At 50.6% G+C, this 14702-nt stretch carries 16 protein-coding genes; 4 read left to right on the top strand and 12 right to left on the bottom strand.

Translation table 11 applies throughout. The features are described from left to right. Positions 1-146 precede the first annotated feature (146 nt). Positions 147-899 carry a P-loop NTPase family protein gene (locus F457_RS0109580; RefSeq protein ID WP_018980925.1) on the top strand — a complete coding sequence of 251 codons (753 nt, stop codon included), beginning with the start codon at positions 147-149 and terminating at the stop codon, positions 897-899. 26 nt (positions 900-925) lie between these two features. On the opposite strand, the gene fliP is transcribed toward F457_RS0109580, so the two are convergent. The 12 genes from fliP to flgG form a co-directional block, all read right to left on the bottom strand. Then, positions 926-1717, bottom strand: a complete 792-nt coding sequence (gene fliP / locus F457_RS0109575) for a flagellar type III secretion system pore protein FliP (RefSeq protein WP_018980924.1) — start codon at positions 1715-1717, stop codon at positions 926-928. Then, complete coding sequence (locus F457_RS0109570; RefSeq protein WP_156809422.1) at positions 1710-2120, bottom strand: hypothetical protein; 411 nt, start codon at positions 2118-2120, stop codon at positions 1710-1712. Before F457_RS0109570 ends, fliP begins: the two co-directional genes overlap by 8 nt. Positions 2121-2140: 20 nt before the next feature. Further along, the gene (gene fliN / locus F457_RS12795) at positions 2141-2503 is read right to left on the bottom strand and encodes a flagellar motor switch protein FliN (protein ID WP_018980922.1); all 363 of its coding nucleotides are present in this window, start codon (positions 2501-2503) and stop codon (positions 2141-2143) included. A 3-nt stretch (positions 2504-2506) separates the two neighbouring features. After that, positions 2507-3175: a FliH/SctL family protein gene (locus F457_RS0109560; RefSeq protein ID WP_018980921.1), complete on the bottom strand. Its 669-nt coding sequence runs from the start codon at positions 3173-3175 to the stop codon at positions 2507-2509. Positions 3176-3217: 42 nt separating this feature from the next. Then, positions 3218-4318, bottom strand: a complete 1101-nt coding sequence (locus tag F457_RS0109555; protein ID WP_018980920.1) for a flagellar motor switch protein FliG — start codon at positions 4316-4318, stop codon at positions 3218-3220. An 11-nt stretch (positions 4319-4329) separates the two neighbouring features. Next, complete coding sequence (gene fliF, locus F457_RS0109550; RefSeq protein ID WP_026294334.1) at positions 4330-5949, bottom strand: flagellar basal-body MS-ring/collar protein FliF; 1620 nt, start codon at positions 5947-5949, stop codon at positions 4330-4332. Between the two features lie 216 nt (positions 5950-6165). Then, entirely contained in the window at positions 6166-6531 is a 366-nt protein-coding gene (locus tag F457_RS13630; protein ID WP_245539143.1) for a hypothetical protein, read from the bottom strand. A 10-nt stretch (positions 6532-6541) separates the two neighbouring features. After that, positions 6542-7204 (bottom strand): MotE family protein, encoded by a 663-nt coding sequence (locus tag F457_RS13380; RefSeq protein ID WP_018980917.1) that lies wholly within the window; start codon positions 7202-7204, stop codon positions 6542-6544. A gap of 102 nt (positions 7205-7306) precedes the next feature. Then, positions 7307-7918, bottom strand: a complete 612-nt coding sequence (locus F457_RS13375) for a bactofilin family protein (RefSeq protein WP_018980916.1) — start codon at positions 7916-7918, stop codon at positions 7307-7309. Positions 7919-8085: 167 nt separating this feature from the next. Next, complete coding sequence (gene flgH, locus F457_RS0109530) at positions 8086-8826, bottom strand: flagellar basal body L-ring protein FlgH (protein WP_026294333.1); 741 nt, start codon at positions 8824-8826, stop codon at positions 8086-8088. Continuing rightward, a complete protein-coding gene (flgA, locus tag F457_RS0109525) occupies positions 8823-9857 on the bottom strand; it encodes a flagellar basal body P-ring formation chaperone FlgA (RefSeq protein ID WP_018980914.1) in 1035 nt (344 codons plus the stop codon). Before flgA ends, flgH begins: the two co-directional genes overlap by 4 nt. A 16-nt stretch (positions 9858-9873) precedes the next feature. Continuing rightward, positions 9874-10662 (bottom strand): flagellar basal-body rod protein FlgG, encoded by a 789-nt coding sequence (flgG, locus tag F457_RS0109520; protein ID WP_018980913.1) that lies wholly within the window; start codon positions 10660-10662, stop codon positions 9874-9876. Between the two features lie 343 nt (positions 10663-11005). On the opposite strand from flgG, the gene flgF reads away from it, so the two are divergent. From flgF to F457_RS0109505, 3 genes are all read left to right on the top strand, one after another. Next, positions 11006-11758, top strand: a complete 753-nt coding sequence (flgF, locus tag F457_RS0109515; protein WP_026294331.1) for a flagellar basal-body rod protein FlgF — start codon at positions 11006-11008, stop codon at positions 11756-11758. Between the two features lie 151 nt (positions 11759-11909). Beyond that, positions 11910-13463: a flagellar hook-associated protein FlgK gene (gene flgK, locus F457_RS0109510; protein WP_245539142.1), complete on the top strand. Its 1554-nt coding sequence runs from the start codon at positions 11910-11912 to the stop codon at positions 13461-13463. Between the two features lie 23 nt (positions 13464-13486). After that, complete coding sequence (locus tag F457_RS0109505; RefSeq protein ID WP_018980910.1) at positions 13487-14575, top strand: hypothetical protein; 1089 nt, start codon at positions 13487-13489, stop codon at positions 14573-14575. Positions 14576-14702: the final 127 nt, after the last annotated feature.

Raw genomic sequence — 14702 nt, 5'->3', positions numbered from 1 at the left:
ATAGCTCCTTATGACGTTCTCCTCCCTTATTTCTTAAACGCCCATCTTCTCTTGAGAGCGGACGATACGTTATGATTGACAGAGCGAGACAGTTAAACCACACCGTGACCACGCACCGTCAGACATTCATGCAACAGGATACGACCATGCCCTCATCGCCCGGTGCATCTCTGCCCCTCCCCAGCTTGAGCGTGGAAGATATCCTTCTGTGGCATTCAATCCCACGTCCCCTCGTTGCAGCAATGTCGGGCGGCACTCTAGAAGAAGGGCTCTGCAAAGCCATCGCTTTTGAGCGCCTTCCTATGGCTCCCGGTCGCATCGTTGCTCTTGGTGGGGCGCCTGGGTCTGGCAAGAGCCTGACCTTGGCCAAGCTCGCCGCTCGTTACGCTCTTAAAGCTCAAAAATCAGAGGGGCACCTCAAGAAACCGCTCGTCCTTGCATGCGACCACAACCCGGGAAGCTACGCCAAACTCGCCTCGGTTTTAACAGGGTATGATGTCGAGCTTGTCAAAGCATATCATGGGATCGTCCCAACCGGCCTTGACCGTCAAGATCGCATGACCTTAGTGGATTTACCGGGTGTCTGTATCTATTCCCGCAGCGGCATGGCGGAAATGCAAGAGATTGTGGAACGCACAAGCGCTACCCTTTCCCTCGTCATTCCAGCGGGTATGGACCCAGAAGAAACAGCCGATATTGCTGACGCTTTCTATAAAAAGGGAGCACGCACCCTCATTGCCAGCCGTCTTGAACAATCGGGACGTATTGGCGGCATCGTAACAGCTGCCGCCTGTGGCCTTACCCTCACTTATGGAAGTTTTTCATCCAGTATCACGGCGGGCTTTACCCATCTCACACCGCAAATTTTAGCCAAACGACTACTTATTCTGCCCACCTAAACGGTAAGAAAGGTAAAAGAGCAGCGCTACCCCCCACCAAAACTCCGTACCAGCCCACCAGAGACCATCTGGAACCCATCAACCAACACAAAGAAAATAAGCTTAAAAGGCAGAGAGATTGTTGCTGGCGGCAACATCATCATCCCTAAGCTCATCAACACACTTGCGGTGACCAAGTCGATGACAAGAAACGGAAGATACACGAGAAAGCCGATCTCAAAACCGCGGCTTAACTCCCCCACCATAAAGGCAGGAACCAGCACACGCCACGGCGTTTCCGATGCTGTAGCCACGGGCTTCACATTCGCCAAATGATAGAATGTTCCCAAATCATTCGGCCGTACATTTTTAAGCATAAACGTGCGAAAAGGCTCAGCAGATGCTTGGAGCCCTGCAAGCTCCTCAACCTGCCCATCCATCAACGGTACAATCCCCTTATCCCATGACTGCTCCAATGTTGGCTGCATCACGAAAAAAGTCAGGATAAGCGAAAGCGCGATCAACACTGTATTCGGTGGTGTACCTTGCGCCCCAATCGCGCTACGTAACAGAGAAAATGAAATGATAATACGCGTAAAGGCCGTCACCATGACCATTAAGCTCGGTGCGAGCGACAATAGCGTAATAAGAGCCACCATCTGCACAAGACGGCTGGTTGTGCCGGCTTCACCAATTCCACCGCCCTTACCCATGTCAAACGTGACAGATTGAGCCGCTGCTGGATCTACCGCGACACAACAGGCCAGCACAGCCACAGCGAGTAAAGCCAAGCCCCATATGACAGACCGCATGCGCACAGGGCGCGCAATGTTACACATGTGATGGATCCTTCTCCGGCACGCGCTCTGGCTCATCGTCATACCCTTGTTTACCTGAAGACGCCTGTTCCTCGTCTTCATGGTCTAGCCATCCAATACATACATCCGATGGCCCGCCTGTCAGTATGACAGCCAAGGCCTTCTTCCCGCTTGGCGCGTGCACAACCACAGACGTGAGACGACGTTTTGGGTCAAGCGCCACAACATCCAACACGGCGAGAGAACGGGGCGTCTCAGGCTGCTTCTGAAGCCAACGGGGCATCGCCCTTTTGAGACGCTCAGCCACCACCAGACACACGACCAACAAACAAACCACCAGTAACAAGGCAGCCAATGCGTTCATATGCAGCCCCATCACGCCTTTTAAAAAGCCTAGTGAGCCCCCATGTCCGTCTGTTGCCATCTCCCCCACCGAGCTGACCATCAAGGATTCGCAGAAGAGGCCATAATTTCCGTCATCGTCACGGCAATATTTTCATCTTCAATAATCGTGATTTCACCACGCGCGATTAAACGATCATTCGCGTAAATATCAATGGCTGACCCGAGCTTCTTATTTAACGATACGACAGCGCCACGCCCTAAACGTACCAAATCACGCACAGGCATCTTCACGTCGCCTACAACGGCTGTAATCTTAACGGGAACGTCAAAGATCGCTTCCCGTTCAGCCTCTTTGCTTTGTCCATTCGTTGCAGGAGAAGCAGGCGTTTGAGCGGCGGTATCTTCCGCTTCTGACGTAAAATCCGAAAGGTCAACGCCTGACGGCTTTTCTGTCTCTGGCATTCTTTAAGTCCTCGTACGTGAGTTTTGTTGGCTCGTTTGGATAATCGTCCTGACAGATGAGAGAATTCTGTCACGTACAGCATTCACCCAGTCATTCTTATCCACCATGATCTGTGCGTCTTTTGCGGAAAGCGTCGCCCGCCCCGTTGATAACTCTGGATTAATCGCCATAGACACCCCCCGCACATCTTTCAAGACTGTTTTAAGGGACGCGGCATCTTCTTTAGAACACGAAAGTTTAACATCGCCCTCACATTCCTGTGCAAAAGACTCAATATCTTTCACCATATCACGCCGTATGACATCACGCTTCAACTCACCAGAAACGAGCTCTTTAACAACGGCATAAAGAGCTTCCGTGAAATAATCCGCCATGTGATGCAGGAGCTCTGAACGATGTTCTCCTTCTTCTTGCACAACCGTCAATATTTGAGCGATTGATTGGGCCATCTTTTCCGAAAGTTCAGCTTGAGCTTTTTCTTCGCCCGCTTGTTGACCCGCCCTATAAGCCTCCGCTTTTAGCGCTTCAATCTCCTCCGGCTGCAAGCGCACAGAATGATCAATCTCAGGCTCTTCCTCAGGGGCATCAACCTGCTCCTCTTCAGCAGAAGCATCCTCCTCCTGAGTAAGCTGTGAGCCGAAATCTTCAAGGCGGTCTGCAAATGATGTCATGCCCCGTCACATCCTCATCGGAGCGCATGCAGTGCACACGCTTTATTCAATAATTTCATCATCACCAGAGCTCGGTGATAGATCAATTTCCCCATCATTTGCCAAGTCTTTAATGAAGGTAATGAGAGACATCTGAGCCGTTTCTGCATCACGCATACGCACAGACCCCAAGCCCGAAATTTCATCCGCAAGAATACCAGATGAGCGTTTGGACATGCAGTCAAAAAAGAGCTTCCGAATATTTGGGTTTGCCCCTTTAAGCGCCAGCGGCATCTTAGACTTCGCTTCACCATCACGATTAATCGCAGCCACAACGGTCATCATATCATCTGGTGTAAGCCGCTTAATATCATCAAAGGTGAATTTCAGCTTATTCACCTTCTCCATATCATCAACATTACGCTCACCCAGACGCTCTGTAAGGCTTGCCTCCGTTTTGCGGTCAAAGTTATTATACACTTCCGCCACAAAAGCGTAGCTGTCCCGTTTGGTCGAACGCCCAAAAGCGCTAATGAGCTCACGCCTCAATGTCGTTTCCAGACTTTCTAAGACATCGCGGCTAACCGGCGTCATATGCAACATACGGACAATAATATCCGTCGCGAAATCCTCAGGGAAAAGCGTTAAAACACGCGCCACGTGAGATGGGGCAATATAGCTGAGAATAACGGCCACTGTCTGCGGCTGTTCTCCACGGAGATAATTCGCCAAAGCCGTTTCGGGCATATTGCCCATCTTCGTCCACACATTGCGCCCTGAAGGACCACGGATGTCCTCCATGATCTTCTCTACTTCTTCAGCTGGCAGAGCGCGCCGTAGATATTCTTCGGTTGTCTCAAGCCCTCCTACCAGACCATCAGACACATTAGAGCTGCGTGAGAACTCATGGCATACTGCTTCAACGGTTTCGGCCTTCACCACACCCAAAGAAGACATCGCTATCGAAATATCGCGTACTTCATCTTCCTGAAGCGCTTTCAAAATAGCCGATGAGCGTTCCTGCCCAATCGCCAGCATCAAAATAGCGGCTTTCTGCTTCCCCGTTAACGAATCTGCCGCACGAGCTTCCTCTGCCGCAACAGCTGGAGGCACCGGGACTGGATCAGACGGAGGCACGGCTCCTTCAGTATTTTCAGCCATCATCTCCTCCCTTCTTAACCCGCAGACATTTTCTTAGAGGTCGGATCCGGTTGTGCAAGCCAGTTCCTCACAATCATGATTGTTTCTTCAGGGCTCTCTTCAACCTTCTGGGCGACTTTGTTGAGTGCCTCACGGCGCATCTCACCCTCAACTCCATCAACAGAGACTTTCTCAGGCCCACCAACACCCGTCATGGACGCCACAGCAGCCCCGGCACGTGCGGCCATATCCCCTGCGGTTGAACTTTCCCCTTCGTTCCCTTCTTTACCACGCCGCAAAATTGGACGTAGCAGCATAAAGGCCGCCCCAACAATCAGCAGGATCGGGATAACCCACTTTGCCACATAAATGGCCATATCTTTACTAAAGAACGACGTAGAATCCTGCGGGAAATCAGCACCAGAACCAAGCTTAAAGGGCATCGACACGATATTAACCGCATCTCCACGCTCTTTGTCATACCCAACAACGGTCTGCACAAGGCCTGTTAAACGCTTGATTTGGGCATCATCCAGCGGCTGCCACACAGGCTTTCCGTCTTTACCCATCGTAGATGTGCCATCCACCATCACCGCTAGGCTGATACGTGACACACGCGGACGGGTTTGGTTGACAATACGCGTTCTTTTACCGATCTCGTAATTATTCGTCTCTTCAACGCGATCATCACTAGAGCCGCTTTTATTATTTTGCCCTGCATTAGCATTAGGCAAATTGTTCGATGTAGTTGAGTTTTGACCGGATTCTGTATTAACGCTCTTATCAGTATTGGACGTTTGTGACCGCAACACTTGCTGATTAGGATCGTACGATTCCTCTGTTTCACGGACAACATCGCTATTCATCGTAACAGCGGCACGCGCACGCACATGCCCCATCCCCAAAGTAGAAGATAGAAGATCTTCCACAGCTTGCGAAAGACGCTGCTCTTCTGAATGGCGTTGTTTTTCAAGCGATGATTCTTGCTCAGCTAAACTATCCGGGTCACTCGGCTTAGCGAGCACATCACCACGTGTATCAACGATAGAAATACTCCGTGGCTGCAAGCCAGGGACAGCGGCAGCCACCAAGTTCTGGATCGCCATAATCGCATCGGGAGACACAATCCCAACACGGCCTACATCTAAGATCACACTCGCCTGAGAAGGGTTCGTCTGTGTAGAAAATAGATCGCGATGGGGCAAAACCAAATGCACACGAACATTACGCACCCCATGAACGAGACGGATAGAACGCTCTAGCTCACCTTCCATCGCGCGCGTTTCATCAATTCCTTGCTCAAATTGAGTGCTTGTGAGTGTACCGCTTTTATCAAACAGCTCATACCCAACAGCTCCGCCACTGGGTAAACCAGATTTAGCCAGCAGCAGGCGAGCATTTGCCACACTATCTTTAGGCACATAGATACTACGACCATCAGGGCCCATACTGGTTGAAATATGCGCTTTATTAAGATCATCGACCATCTGAGCCGCTTCATTCAGCTCTAGGTCGCCATAAAGCAGCGCCTTCTGCTCAAATCCACCACGAAAGACCAGTACGCCAAGAGCACCCAGAAGAAGCGCAGCAACCACGCCCAATGCAATAAGTCTTGTGCGTCCAAGACCTTTAAGGCCTGCTAAAATCTTCTGCATACAGAGGCTGTCTATCCACTCAATCTCAATTACAGAAACGCCACTAATAATCGCATCGTTCGACCGTTGCGATGGCACTCACTTGCACAACAAAGCGACTTACGTTCAGCCCCTCATAGCATAGAAACAATGATGCTGAGAAAAAAAGTCACTTCCCATTTAACAAACGCCTGTGCGGCGGATGGGTTTATACTAAAACCATACTTTCTTAAAGCCTTAAGGCGGTAGATATTGGCTTGTTGGAGGAACCTTGCCTCTAGGGGCATCCAATCTATTCGCATTTTGATCCTGCGTCAGTCCCCTTGGGCCTTCGTATGTCTCTGCAGCCATATTCGGTGTTAAATCTGGTCGAGCCCAGCAATCTACCCCGTTCCAACTTTTGGTACAATAAGGCTGTGGCGGTGTCGTCCTTTCAACAGGAGCGCACCAATCATCACCCTCAGCCAAATAACCAGCACTGCATTCACGCCCCGATAGCTTTCGCGCAATATAATCGGGAGCACATGCAGACAGCAGCATTCCTCCCCCAATCAATACAACACCAAGCCGTACCATGCGCGACACTATCTCAGATTGCCTCATATTGCTCATCCTATTGCCGCGACGGCAGGAAAGGGGTGCTTCCAGACGAAGACCTCTGCTGGGCGCTATAAGAAGTCCCCGGCGGGAGAGTGATCAGCACTCCTCCGGGCCCATTTTCCTCCACAACACCCGCCCCTTTCTGGTGGAAACGGCGCACTCCCACCAAATACTGCGAAACCATATTAACACGATCACGTGACATCTGCGCCATAATCGCTGAAAGCTTACGCGTATTCATCGTAGCAGAAATGGCCACAAGAACGTGTGGGTCCATCACGTTAAACACAGCAGCCGCATCACGCGGACGCATATTCTCGTAAATGCCAACTAAACGCTGTGTCGCATCCCGGTTTAAAAGCTGCTTATTATCCAGATCATTCGACGAGAGCGACATCGACTCATGCACAGTTCGTGCATGAAGTGCGAGTGCCTTCCGGGCTGCATCCAAAATCCGCTTCTGGTCTTCTATATCCTGGAAAGACCCAACGTCACCGTCATCTTGATGCGTTTGCTGCCCATCAGGCTTCGGAACCTCCGACGCTGGCTTTACAGGAGACGCAAGCTCAGCCTTCGCTCTATCAGCCTCTTGCCCAGATTCAGCCCAAGCATGATGAAAAAAGCAAAGAGTAGCGCCTATCATGCAGGTCATCATGACGCCTAACCGGCGATTCATGCGGCAATAGTGCCTTATGAAGACCTTATTTGTTATCACGCTACTCTCACCTCTTGCGCTTGCTTTGCTAAATAATCAATGAGCACAACCCTCAAAGAGGTCTTAGTCACCTAACGGGATATCAACATCGGCTGAATCATCAATGTCATACCCTCCCTTGGCGTTCGCCTCATGGGACGCACTGCCATAGGACGTACCACCAGAGCCATGCGTGCCGCCCGAAGAGCCATTATTGTGAGACGTTCCCTCATGCTCAGAAGAGCCCCCTGAAGAGAACGACTTGGAGGAGGAATCCTGCCCCTCATGCTCTGTCTTCCCAGAAGCAGAACCGGCACTGGAGGCAGAATGAGAAGTGCCCTGAGACCGCACAACAGCAATCCTCACATCACCCTCAAAATGAGCATTTTCGTCAATCGCACAGCCTGTTGGATTGCTCATTTCAATCATGCAGTCTGAAATGCGTGCGCCCGCCCCTGCAGACAAACGACCAGCCCGGAACGTCATCTGAGAGGCCTGACCTTCAATGATAATGGTCTCAGCCTCAGCCACACCGTCTGTGATGCGTCCTGTTTCTGCCACGACAAGCTGCTCGGTTTTAATATCAGAGCGTTCAACAACACCAGCAATCGTGAGAGAACCAGCGGCTGTCCCGTGCAAGTCCCCAGCAACCAGACCCTGTGGGATAAACCCTTCGGCATTTTTATCGTCACTCATCAAAGCTTCCAATCCTTTAAAAGGCCGCGCACAACACCCAACGGCCTGGCCACTATTTAACACTCTTCACAGGCATATATCCTAAATGGATGCCCTCGCTCAATGCCACGATGAACGCTTAAAAAACGTTGTAAAACAGAATCGACCTCTTGCGCCACCATCCGTCATCAGAATGGCAACACATTATCCATTATCTGCTGTCCCAAACGTGGTTGCTGGCGCTGCATTAATTGGCCACGACCGCCATAAGAAATACGTGCTTCTGCAATTCGATCATGCGTGACAACATTATCCTCAGAAATATCCTGTGGCCGGACAACACCACTCAGAACGAGCTGCCGTAATTCGCCATTCACACGCACCTCTTGCCGCGCAACGATCACAAAATTACCGTTTGGCAGAACCTGCGTAATCACACCAGCAAGCGTCATAGTGACAGTATCAACACGACGGATCGTCCCGGCGCCATTCACAGCATTAGAGCTGCTCGTGTTAAGCGCATCAGCTTGGGTAATATGTGACATGAACTTGCCTTTAAAGCCAAAAAAGCTCGGCACGCCAAAATCTTCAGACCCGCTTCCAGAGGCTGTTAAGTTGTTCGTCACATTTGCGTTATCAGCCACTTCAACCTTCACAGTCAGAAGATCACCGGCCTGAGCTGCACGTTGGTCTTTAAAGAAGGCTCGGCTCCCCGGGCGCCACAAGCTTCCTGCCTCTGTCGGTGGAGCCTGAAGAGGCGGCATTGGCATCGTAACAGGGCGATAATCTGGCGCAAGCGTCGGGTCTGCCGTTTTAGTCATACGGGGTGGATGGCCCATCTCACTCAATGAACCAACCCCCATGCATCCCCCTACACTGACCAGCGTAAGAAGTGATATCCATCGCACCGCTTGGAAAAATATGTTCATTCTCTTCTGCCGCCGTTGGTCGTCATAATTGCCATACCAAAACGCTTCACTTCTGGCGAGTTTGCAGGCAGCGCTGTCGAGGTTGCATCCACATTAACCTCTCCAGCTGCATTGACCTTACCGGAAACCACCATCTGACTGCCAAGATTCAGCGCATGGACATACTGCCCGCTTCCCCCTTCTTCCAAAGCACGCCCTGTAGCGGTTAAGCGGATGCCTGGCACCGTGTATGTAATCAAGACAGGGTCACCCTGATGCACCAAAATAGCACGACGTAGATCCATCGTCTTCACTGCTTGCCCCGCGGCTACAGCATGAGAAAGGGCCATCCCTACAATCGTATTCGGATCCGGCAAAGCTTGTGGAGACGCCGGGAGCTCCCCTGAATAAGACGGGTCTAGGTGCATATCACTATCTTGCATGATATGACCCGCTGGCAGAGAATCATTATATACAACGACCGATTGCGTTATTCGAATAGTTCCACGCACAGGAAAAGAATCAACCAACGGATCTCCCGTCTGGTGCGAAAGATAGGCGGTCGTCGTAAAACGACCAGAACGCTTATCCCAACTAATTTCTGAAAGCGTTACAGGGTCTTTGTCATCAAACGCAACCGTGACAGAGTGGAAGTTGGAAATGTTCACCACAAATCCACCCGCATTCTCATTGAGGGCAATACTGCGCTTCACCAAATGAGCAAAATAATCCCGCCCTAGCACGCGCCCTGCCCGTGTCACGAGAACATTGACAGACGACGATTGATCTTCCCACTCAACTCCATATTGATCAGCAATCGCGATGAGCTGATAGCCTCCGATCTGAATGGTCTTACCGGGTGCAGGCGCTGGCCCCAAGACACGATCTTGCCCGGGCTCAAGCCCATCAAAAAGGTCTGACAAAGAAACCACATCACCCGATATTTTTACCGAAGGGCGCACAGTAGCGGCCTGTGCAACATCTGCACAAAAGCAGGACAAAACCCACATGCCGAACGCTATAAAAGCGTATGTAACCCCTCGGTAAGGCATCAACTCTCTTATCTCTTTACTTCAAGTTCGTCAGTGTCTGTAGCATTTCATCTGACGCGGTAATGGCCTTACTGTTCATCTCATAAGCACGCTGCGCTGTAATCAGGTTCGTAATCTCATTAACAGCATTCACAGCTGATTCTTCTACAAAACCTTGGCGAATATCACCAAACCCCGTACTCGTTGGATTTCCGTTAATCGGATCACCAGACGACGTTGTTTCAGTAAACAAGTTTTGCCCCATTGCAGCCAACCCATTTTCGTTCTGGAAGTTTGTCAGCTGTAGCTGACCTGCAACCTGCGCATTCGCCTGACCAGACAATGTGTACTGCACCTGTCCAGTCTGATCGACCGTAATATTTTCCGCATTATTGGGAACCGAAATATTCGGCGTTACGGGATACCCATCCGCCGTGACGATCGTCCCATCTTGGGAAAGAGAAAAAGTCCCATCACGCGTGTAGGCATATTGCCCTGATGGCAAAAGAATACGAAAATATCCCCGTCCCTCGACCGCTAGATCCAGTGCATTTCCCGTCTGACGTAACGACCCCTGCTCATTAATTCGGTAGATCGCCGCTGTACGAACACCCAACCCAACCTGCGCCCCTGCTGGCACACGATAGCCTGTATCGGAGCTCATCGTACCAACGCGCCGCAAGTCTTGATACATTAAGTCCTGAAACTCAGCACGACGCCTTTTATACCCTGTCGTCGTCATATTCGCGATATTGTGCGAAATCGTGTCAACATTTGTCGACTGGGCTTGCATACCTGTGGAAGCGATATCGAGAGATCGCAGCATGGACGTGGACTTCCTTCAGTTTGGAACATCAACCAACAGGCCACCCTATCGTATTGATACAGTGAGAAGGCTTTGCCCGCCGGCACGCTTTATTAAGGTGATTTATACTTTCGTGAGAGATACGGACTAGAACAGCATTATGCAAGATATTTCTTATCACGTTGACAAACATAGCCAGTCACCTCATTTCACCGCCGCGCTAACAGTGCCCCTGCTGCAAATTTTTGTGGGAGATAAACGTCTCTCTATATTTTTTTATATCAAAAGATTTTTTCTTCCGTTATTCTGCGACGAACGCTTTCATCTTCATTCTTATTCATCCTATGTCCTCAACGGAGGGGTCGTGGACAGCACGAGTTACTTAGCGCTCTCACGCGTCGATGCGCTTACGCGCTCACTTGAGGTAACGGCTAACAACTTAGCCAATAGCAACACAGACGGGTTTAAGAGCTCGCGCGTTCTCTTTTCCGACTATCTGTCCAAGCAACGCAATGCTCATGGGCTCGGTTCGGAAAAGACGCTGGACTACAACCAAGACAAAGCCACCTACCGTGAAACATCACAAGGAACTCTTCGCCAAACGGGCAATCCTTTGGATATCGGGATCAATGGTGAAGGCTTCTTCAATATTAGAACCAAAGACGGCGTCAAGCTGACAAGGAACGGCCAATTTAGCCGAACTTCTGATGGAACGATTGTCGATCTTTCAGGCAATGCTTTGCTGGATGACCAAAACCGTCCCATCACTCTTGATCCTAATGACGATGTCTATCCGCTTTCTATTGCCTCTGATGGGACAATCTCCACGCAACGGCAGCAAGCTATTGCGAAGATTGGCATCTCAACGGTTGATGACCTCAATACACTCCATGCTGAAGGCAACCATCTCTTTCGCCCAACGACACGGCTCCATCAAGTGGATAACACCGAAATGCGCCAAGGCATGCTGGAATCTAGTAACGTCAATGCTATTCAAGAAACAACGGATCTCATGCGCACTCAGCGTGAGTATGACCTGAACTTTCAGCTCATCCAGACCGAATCCACCCGCCTGCAGAACGCCATTGATAAGATTACCACTGAACCATCCTCCTAACCTCTGACCACATCACGCCTCCGTTCATTGCTAAGAGAACAAAAAATTACTGTGCGCAATCTCTTTGTAACCTTTTTGCGCTATTTACTCCCCTAAGGAGCCTGTCTAACGCGAGCTGGCCTTAATTGTGTGAGTTTGCCCGTGGAGAAAAATGATGAGCCTTGGTCTGTCCCTTAATATCGCGTCTAGCGGTCTTCAGAATGTTGAAGCCGGGCTTGCGACCACCTCAAAAAATGTCACCAATGCTTCCACAGAAGGCTATGTGTCAGAGAATGCCGTCTCCACCTCCGCCGTTATTTCCGGCAAAGGCACAGGCGTTACCACTGGCAATAATACACTCCACATCTCTCCCCCGCTTCAAGCAGCCTTATATCGCCAGAACGCTAATGTTTCTGGTCTGACGACGATGAGCAACTCCCTCTCCAGCCTCTCTGCTGTGCAGGGGACAACCTCATCCTCATCAGGTGATACAAATACAATCGGCACGCTCACCAATACCCTCCAAAACGTAACGAGCAGCTTGACAACATTGACCAACAACCCCCGCAGCAGTGCAGCTCACTCAACGGTTATCGGCAATGCTCAGACATTAGTGAGCAATATTAGCACGCTGTCCTCGGTCTATCAGTCGCAACGTCAAGGGGCTCAAGACGGGATCGTGAGCACGGTTGCTGGGATCAACTCCGACGTCACAACGATTGGGCAGGTTTCTAAGCAGATTATGCTCATGCAAGGCACAGGAAAAGACACATCAGACCTCGAGAATAAACGCTTCGAGTCTATGAGCCGCCTTTCCAGCAAGCTCGGCGTTTCTTTCTCCGAGCAACCCAACGGGGATATGATCGTTAACACACAAGACGGTATGCAGATCCCTACGCGCCCTGACCAAATCAATCAGTCAGATAGCAGCCAATCTCTTCCCTCTTCTGGTTGGCCACTGACAACGTCAAACGCCACTCTATCCCCCGGAATGTACTATAAGCAGGGCGATACGAACGGCGGGGTTCCAGCCATTTCAATCAATGGGCGTGATGCCACAAACCACCTCACAGGGGGGACATTAGGGGCCAACCTCACCCTGCGTGACAACACCTATCCGGGCATGCAGGCACAGCTGGATTCCTTTTCCTACACGATGGTCAACCGGTTTAATGCTGCTGGTTTGCCGCTCTTTAGTAACGGAACGTCCCAACCGCTATCGTCTGACCCGACGAAGACGGCCCCTAATGGCACAGTTGGCCTGTCGTCCTCTCTCGCCGTTAACCAGCAATATGTAGACAAGCCGTCTTTGCTGACTACAAACAAAAATGGTGACACGGCTGATACAACCGCTGTCACCAATGCACTCGGCCAAGCTTTAGGCACGACCTCCAGCGCGGTAACGGGAAAGTTGGCAGCTCCGACTGATTCTTTAGGGCCGACAGGATCGTTCTCAACAGGATATTCCGGGGAGCAAGGACTCAGCCAGCTTGCATCTTCGTTGACATCCAACCAAGCGCTCACAATCAGTAACACATCATCCAACCTTTCCACCGCGTCCTCTGTGAAGACATCCCTGTCAACGCAGGTTTCTAACGTGTCAGGCGTGAATGTTGATAACCAGATGGCCAATGTCATCACCCTCCAAAATGCCTATAGTGCCAATGCGAAGGTCATTTCGGCGGTTCAATCCATGTTCTCCGCACTCATCAACGCGGTGCAATAAGGTAACAGCGGAAGGTCATTGTTATGAGTCTCTCAGTTGGCCAATATGGCGCAAGTGGAATGAGCCAAATCCTTTCTGATGGGATCCAGCAAATCCGCGACCAACAGCAGCTTAACTCTTGGCAAGCCACCCAGGGGACGATCTCGAGCAGCATCGCCGGCTTGGGTGATAATCGGGGGGCAACCCTTGCCCTCAGCCCCAAGCTCGCACAGCTTGCGGACTACCAGACGAATATGAGCTCTGTTCAGAGCCGTCTTTCGATCAGCTCAAAAGCCATTGAGCAAGTGACCAATATTGCCCAAAGCTTCTCCTCTCAAATGCTTGGGCTGCAATCGACCCTAGGCTCCAAAGCACAGCCGCTTGATGCCACTATTTCAAATGCAAATTCTTCCTTAAGCACGATTGGGAACATCCTCAACACGTCTGACGGAATGGGCTACATTTTCTCTGGTACAGCAGAAAATGAACCAACCGTCCCCTCCCCTAATCAGCTGTCAGATTCACCATTAGCGAAATCCATTTCTAAAATTGTCTCCGGTCTTTCTGGCAACAATGTTGATGATATTTTTAAGCAGGCTACCGCAGCGGCAGCAGACAACAGCAACTCCATGTCGGTTTTCTCACCGTCGATCTCAACATCAGCTGAGAATGCTACAGCAATGCGACGGCAGGTTGTAACAGGGCCAACGAGTGCCTCAACCTCCGCTAATGGCGTTGTTGCGACAGAAGGCGGTCAGGCGTCTGATACCTCTACCGGTTCTCCAATCCGCGATATGATGCGTGATATGATGATCGTCTCTTCTATGAAGGGAATGAGCTCTACGACACCGGGGTTTACTGAGCTGGCTAAAAAACTCCAAGCTTCTTTCACGGATAGCTCTAGTCGCTTGATCGACATGAACACCTCTATTGGTGTGGAACAAAACAACATTAAAAGTCAGCAAAAGACCTTCACTTCTGTTCAAACATCGCTACAGACGCAAATGTCAACAAATGTAGATGCTGACATGGCCGTTGTGGCGACGCAGGCCTCCGACCTGAGCACCCGCCTTAAAGCCTCCTACTCACTCATCGCAAAAACGAAGGGCATGACTCTCGCTGATTATATGTGATTTTTGAAGAGACAAGACCTTATCCTCCCACCCTTAGGGAGGGCCATAATGAGTGTTATGGTTCGATAAAATACCGTCGGGCTTTGCGACTATTACCGAAGGGGCCGTCGCCAAACAGCTAGACGGC

This window comes from Saccharibacter floricola DSM 15669 (genome assembly GCF_000378165.1).
GTDB classification, from domain to species: domain Bacteria; phylum Pseudomonadota; class Alphaproteobacteria; order Acetobacterales; family Acetobacteraceae; genus Saccharibacter; species Saccharibacter floricola.
Note: the sequence above shows the minus strand (reverse complement) of the source record. Positions and strands in the feature narration are given on the sequence as shown.

Excerpts from the sequence above, each read along its gene's own strand:
- F457_RS13380 (WP_018980917.1), bottom strand. The coding sequence starts at position 7,204 with ATGAATCGCCGGTTAGGCGTCATGATGACCTGCATGATAGGCGCTACT.
- F457_RS0109580 (WP_018980925.1), top strand. The coding sequence starts at position 147 with ATGCCCTCATCGCCCGGTGCATCTCTGCCCCTCCCCAGCTTGAGCGTG.
- flgA (WP_018980914.1), bottom strand. The coding sequence starts at position 9,857 with ATGCCTTACCGAGGGGTTACATACGCTTTTATAGCGTTCGGCATGTGG.
- fliF (WP_026294334.1), bottom strand. The coding sequence starts at position 5,949 with ATGCAGAAGATTTTAGCAGGCCTTAAAGGTCTTGGACGCACAAGACTT.
- F457_RS0109570 (WP_156809422.1), bottom strand. The coding sequence starts at position 2,120 with ATGGCAACAGACGGACATGGGGGCTCACTAGGCTTTTTAAAAGGCGTG.
- flgK (WP_245539142.1), top strand. The coding sequence starts at position 11,910 with ATGATGAGCCTTGGTCTGTCCCTTAATATCGCGTCTAGCGGTCTTCAG.
- F457_RS0109560 (WP_018980921.1), bottom strand. The coding sequence starts at position 3,175 with ATGACATCATTTGCAGACCGCCTTGAAGATTTCGGCTCACAGCTTACT.
- F457_RS13375 (WP_018980916.1), bottom strand. The coding sequence starts at position 7,918 with ATGAGTGACGATAAAAATGCCGAAGGGTTTATCCCACAGGGTCTGGTT.
- flgH (WP_026294333.1), bottom strand. The coding sequence starts at position 8,826 with ATGAACATATTTTTCCAAGCGGTGCGATGGATATCACTTCTTACGCTG.
- fliN (WP_018980922.1), bottom strand. The coding sequence starts at position 2,503 with ATGCCAGAGACAGAAAAGCCGTCAGGCGTTGACCTTTCGGATTTTACG.
- flgG (WP_018980913.1), bottom strand. The coding sequence starts at position 10,662 with ATGCTGCGATCTCTCGATATCGCTTCCACAGGTATGCAAGCCCAGTCG.
- F457_RS13630 (WP_245539143.1), bottom strand. The coding sequence starts at position 6,531 with ATGAGGCAATCTGAGATAGTGTCGCGCATGGTACGGCTTGGTGTTGTA.
- F457_RS0109555 (WP_018980920.1), bottom strand. The coding sequence starts at position 4,318 with ATGATGGCTGAAAATACTGAAGGAGCCGTGCCTCCGTCTGATCCAGTC.
- F457_RS0109505 (WP_018980910.1), top strand. The coding sequence starts at position 13,487 with ATGAGTCTCTCAGTTGGCCAATATGGCGCAAGTGGAATGAGCCAAATC.
- fliP (WP_018980924.1), bottom strand. The coding sequence starts at position 1,717 with ATGTGTAACATTGCGCGCCCTGTGCGCATGCGGTCTGTCATATGGGGC.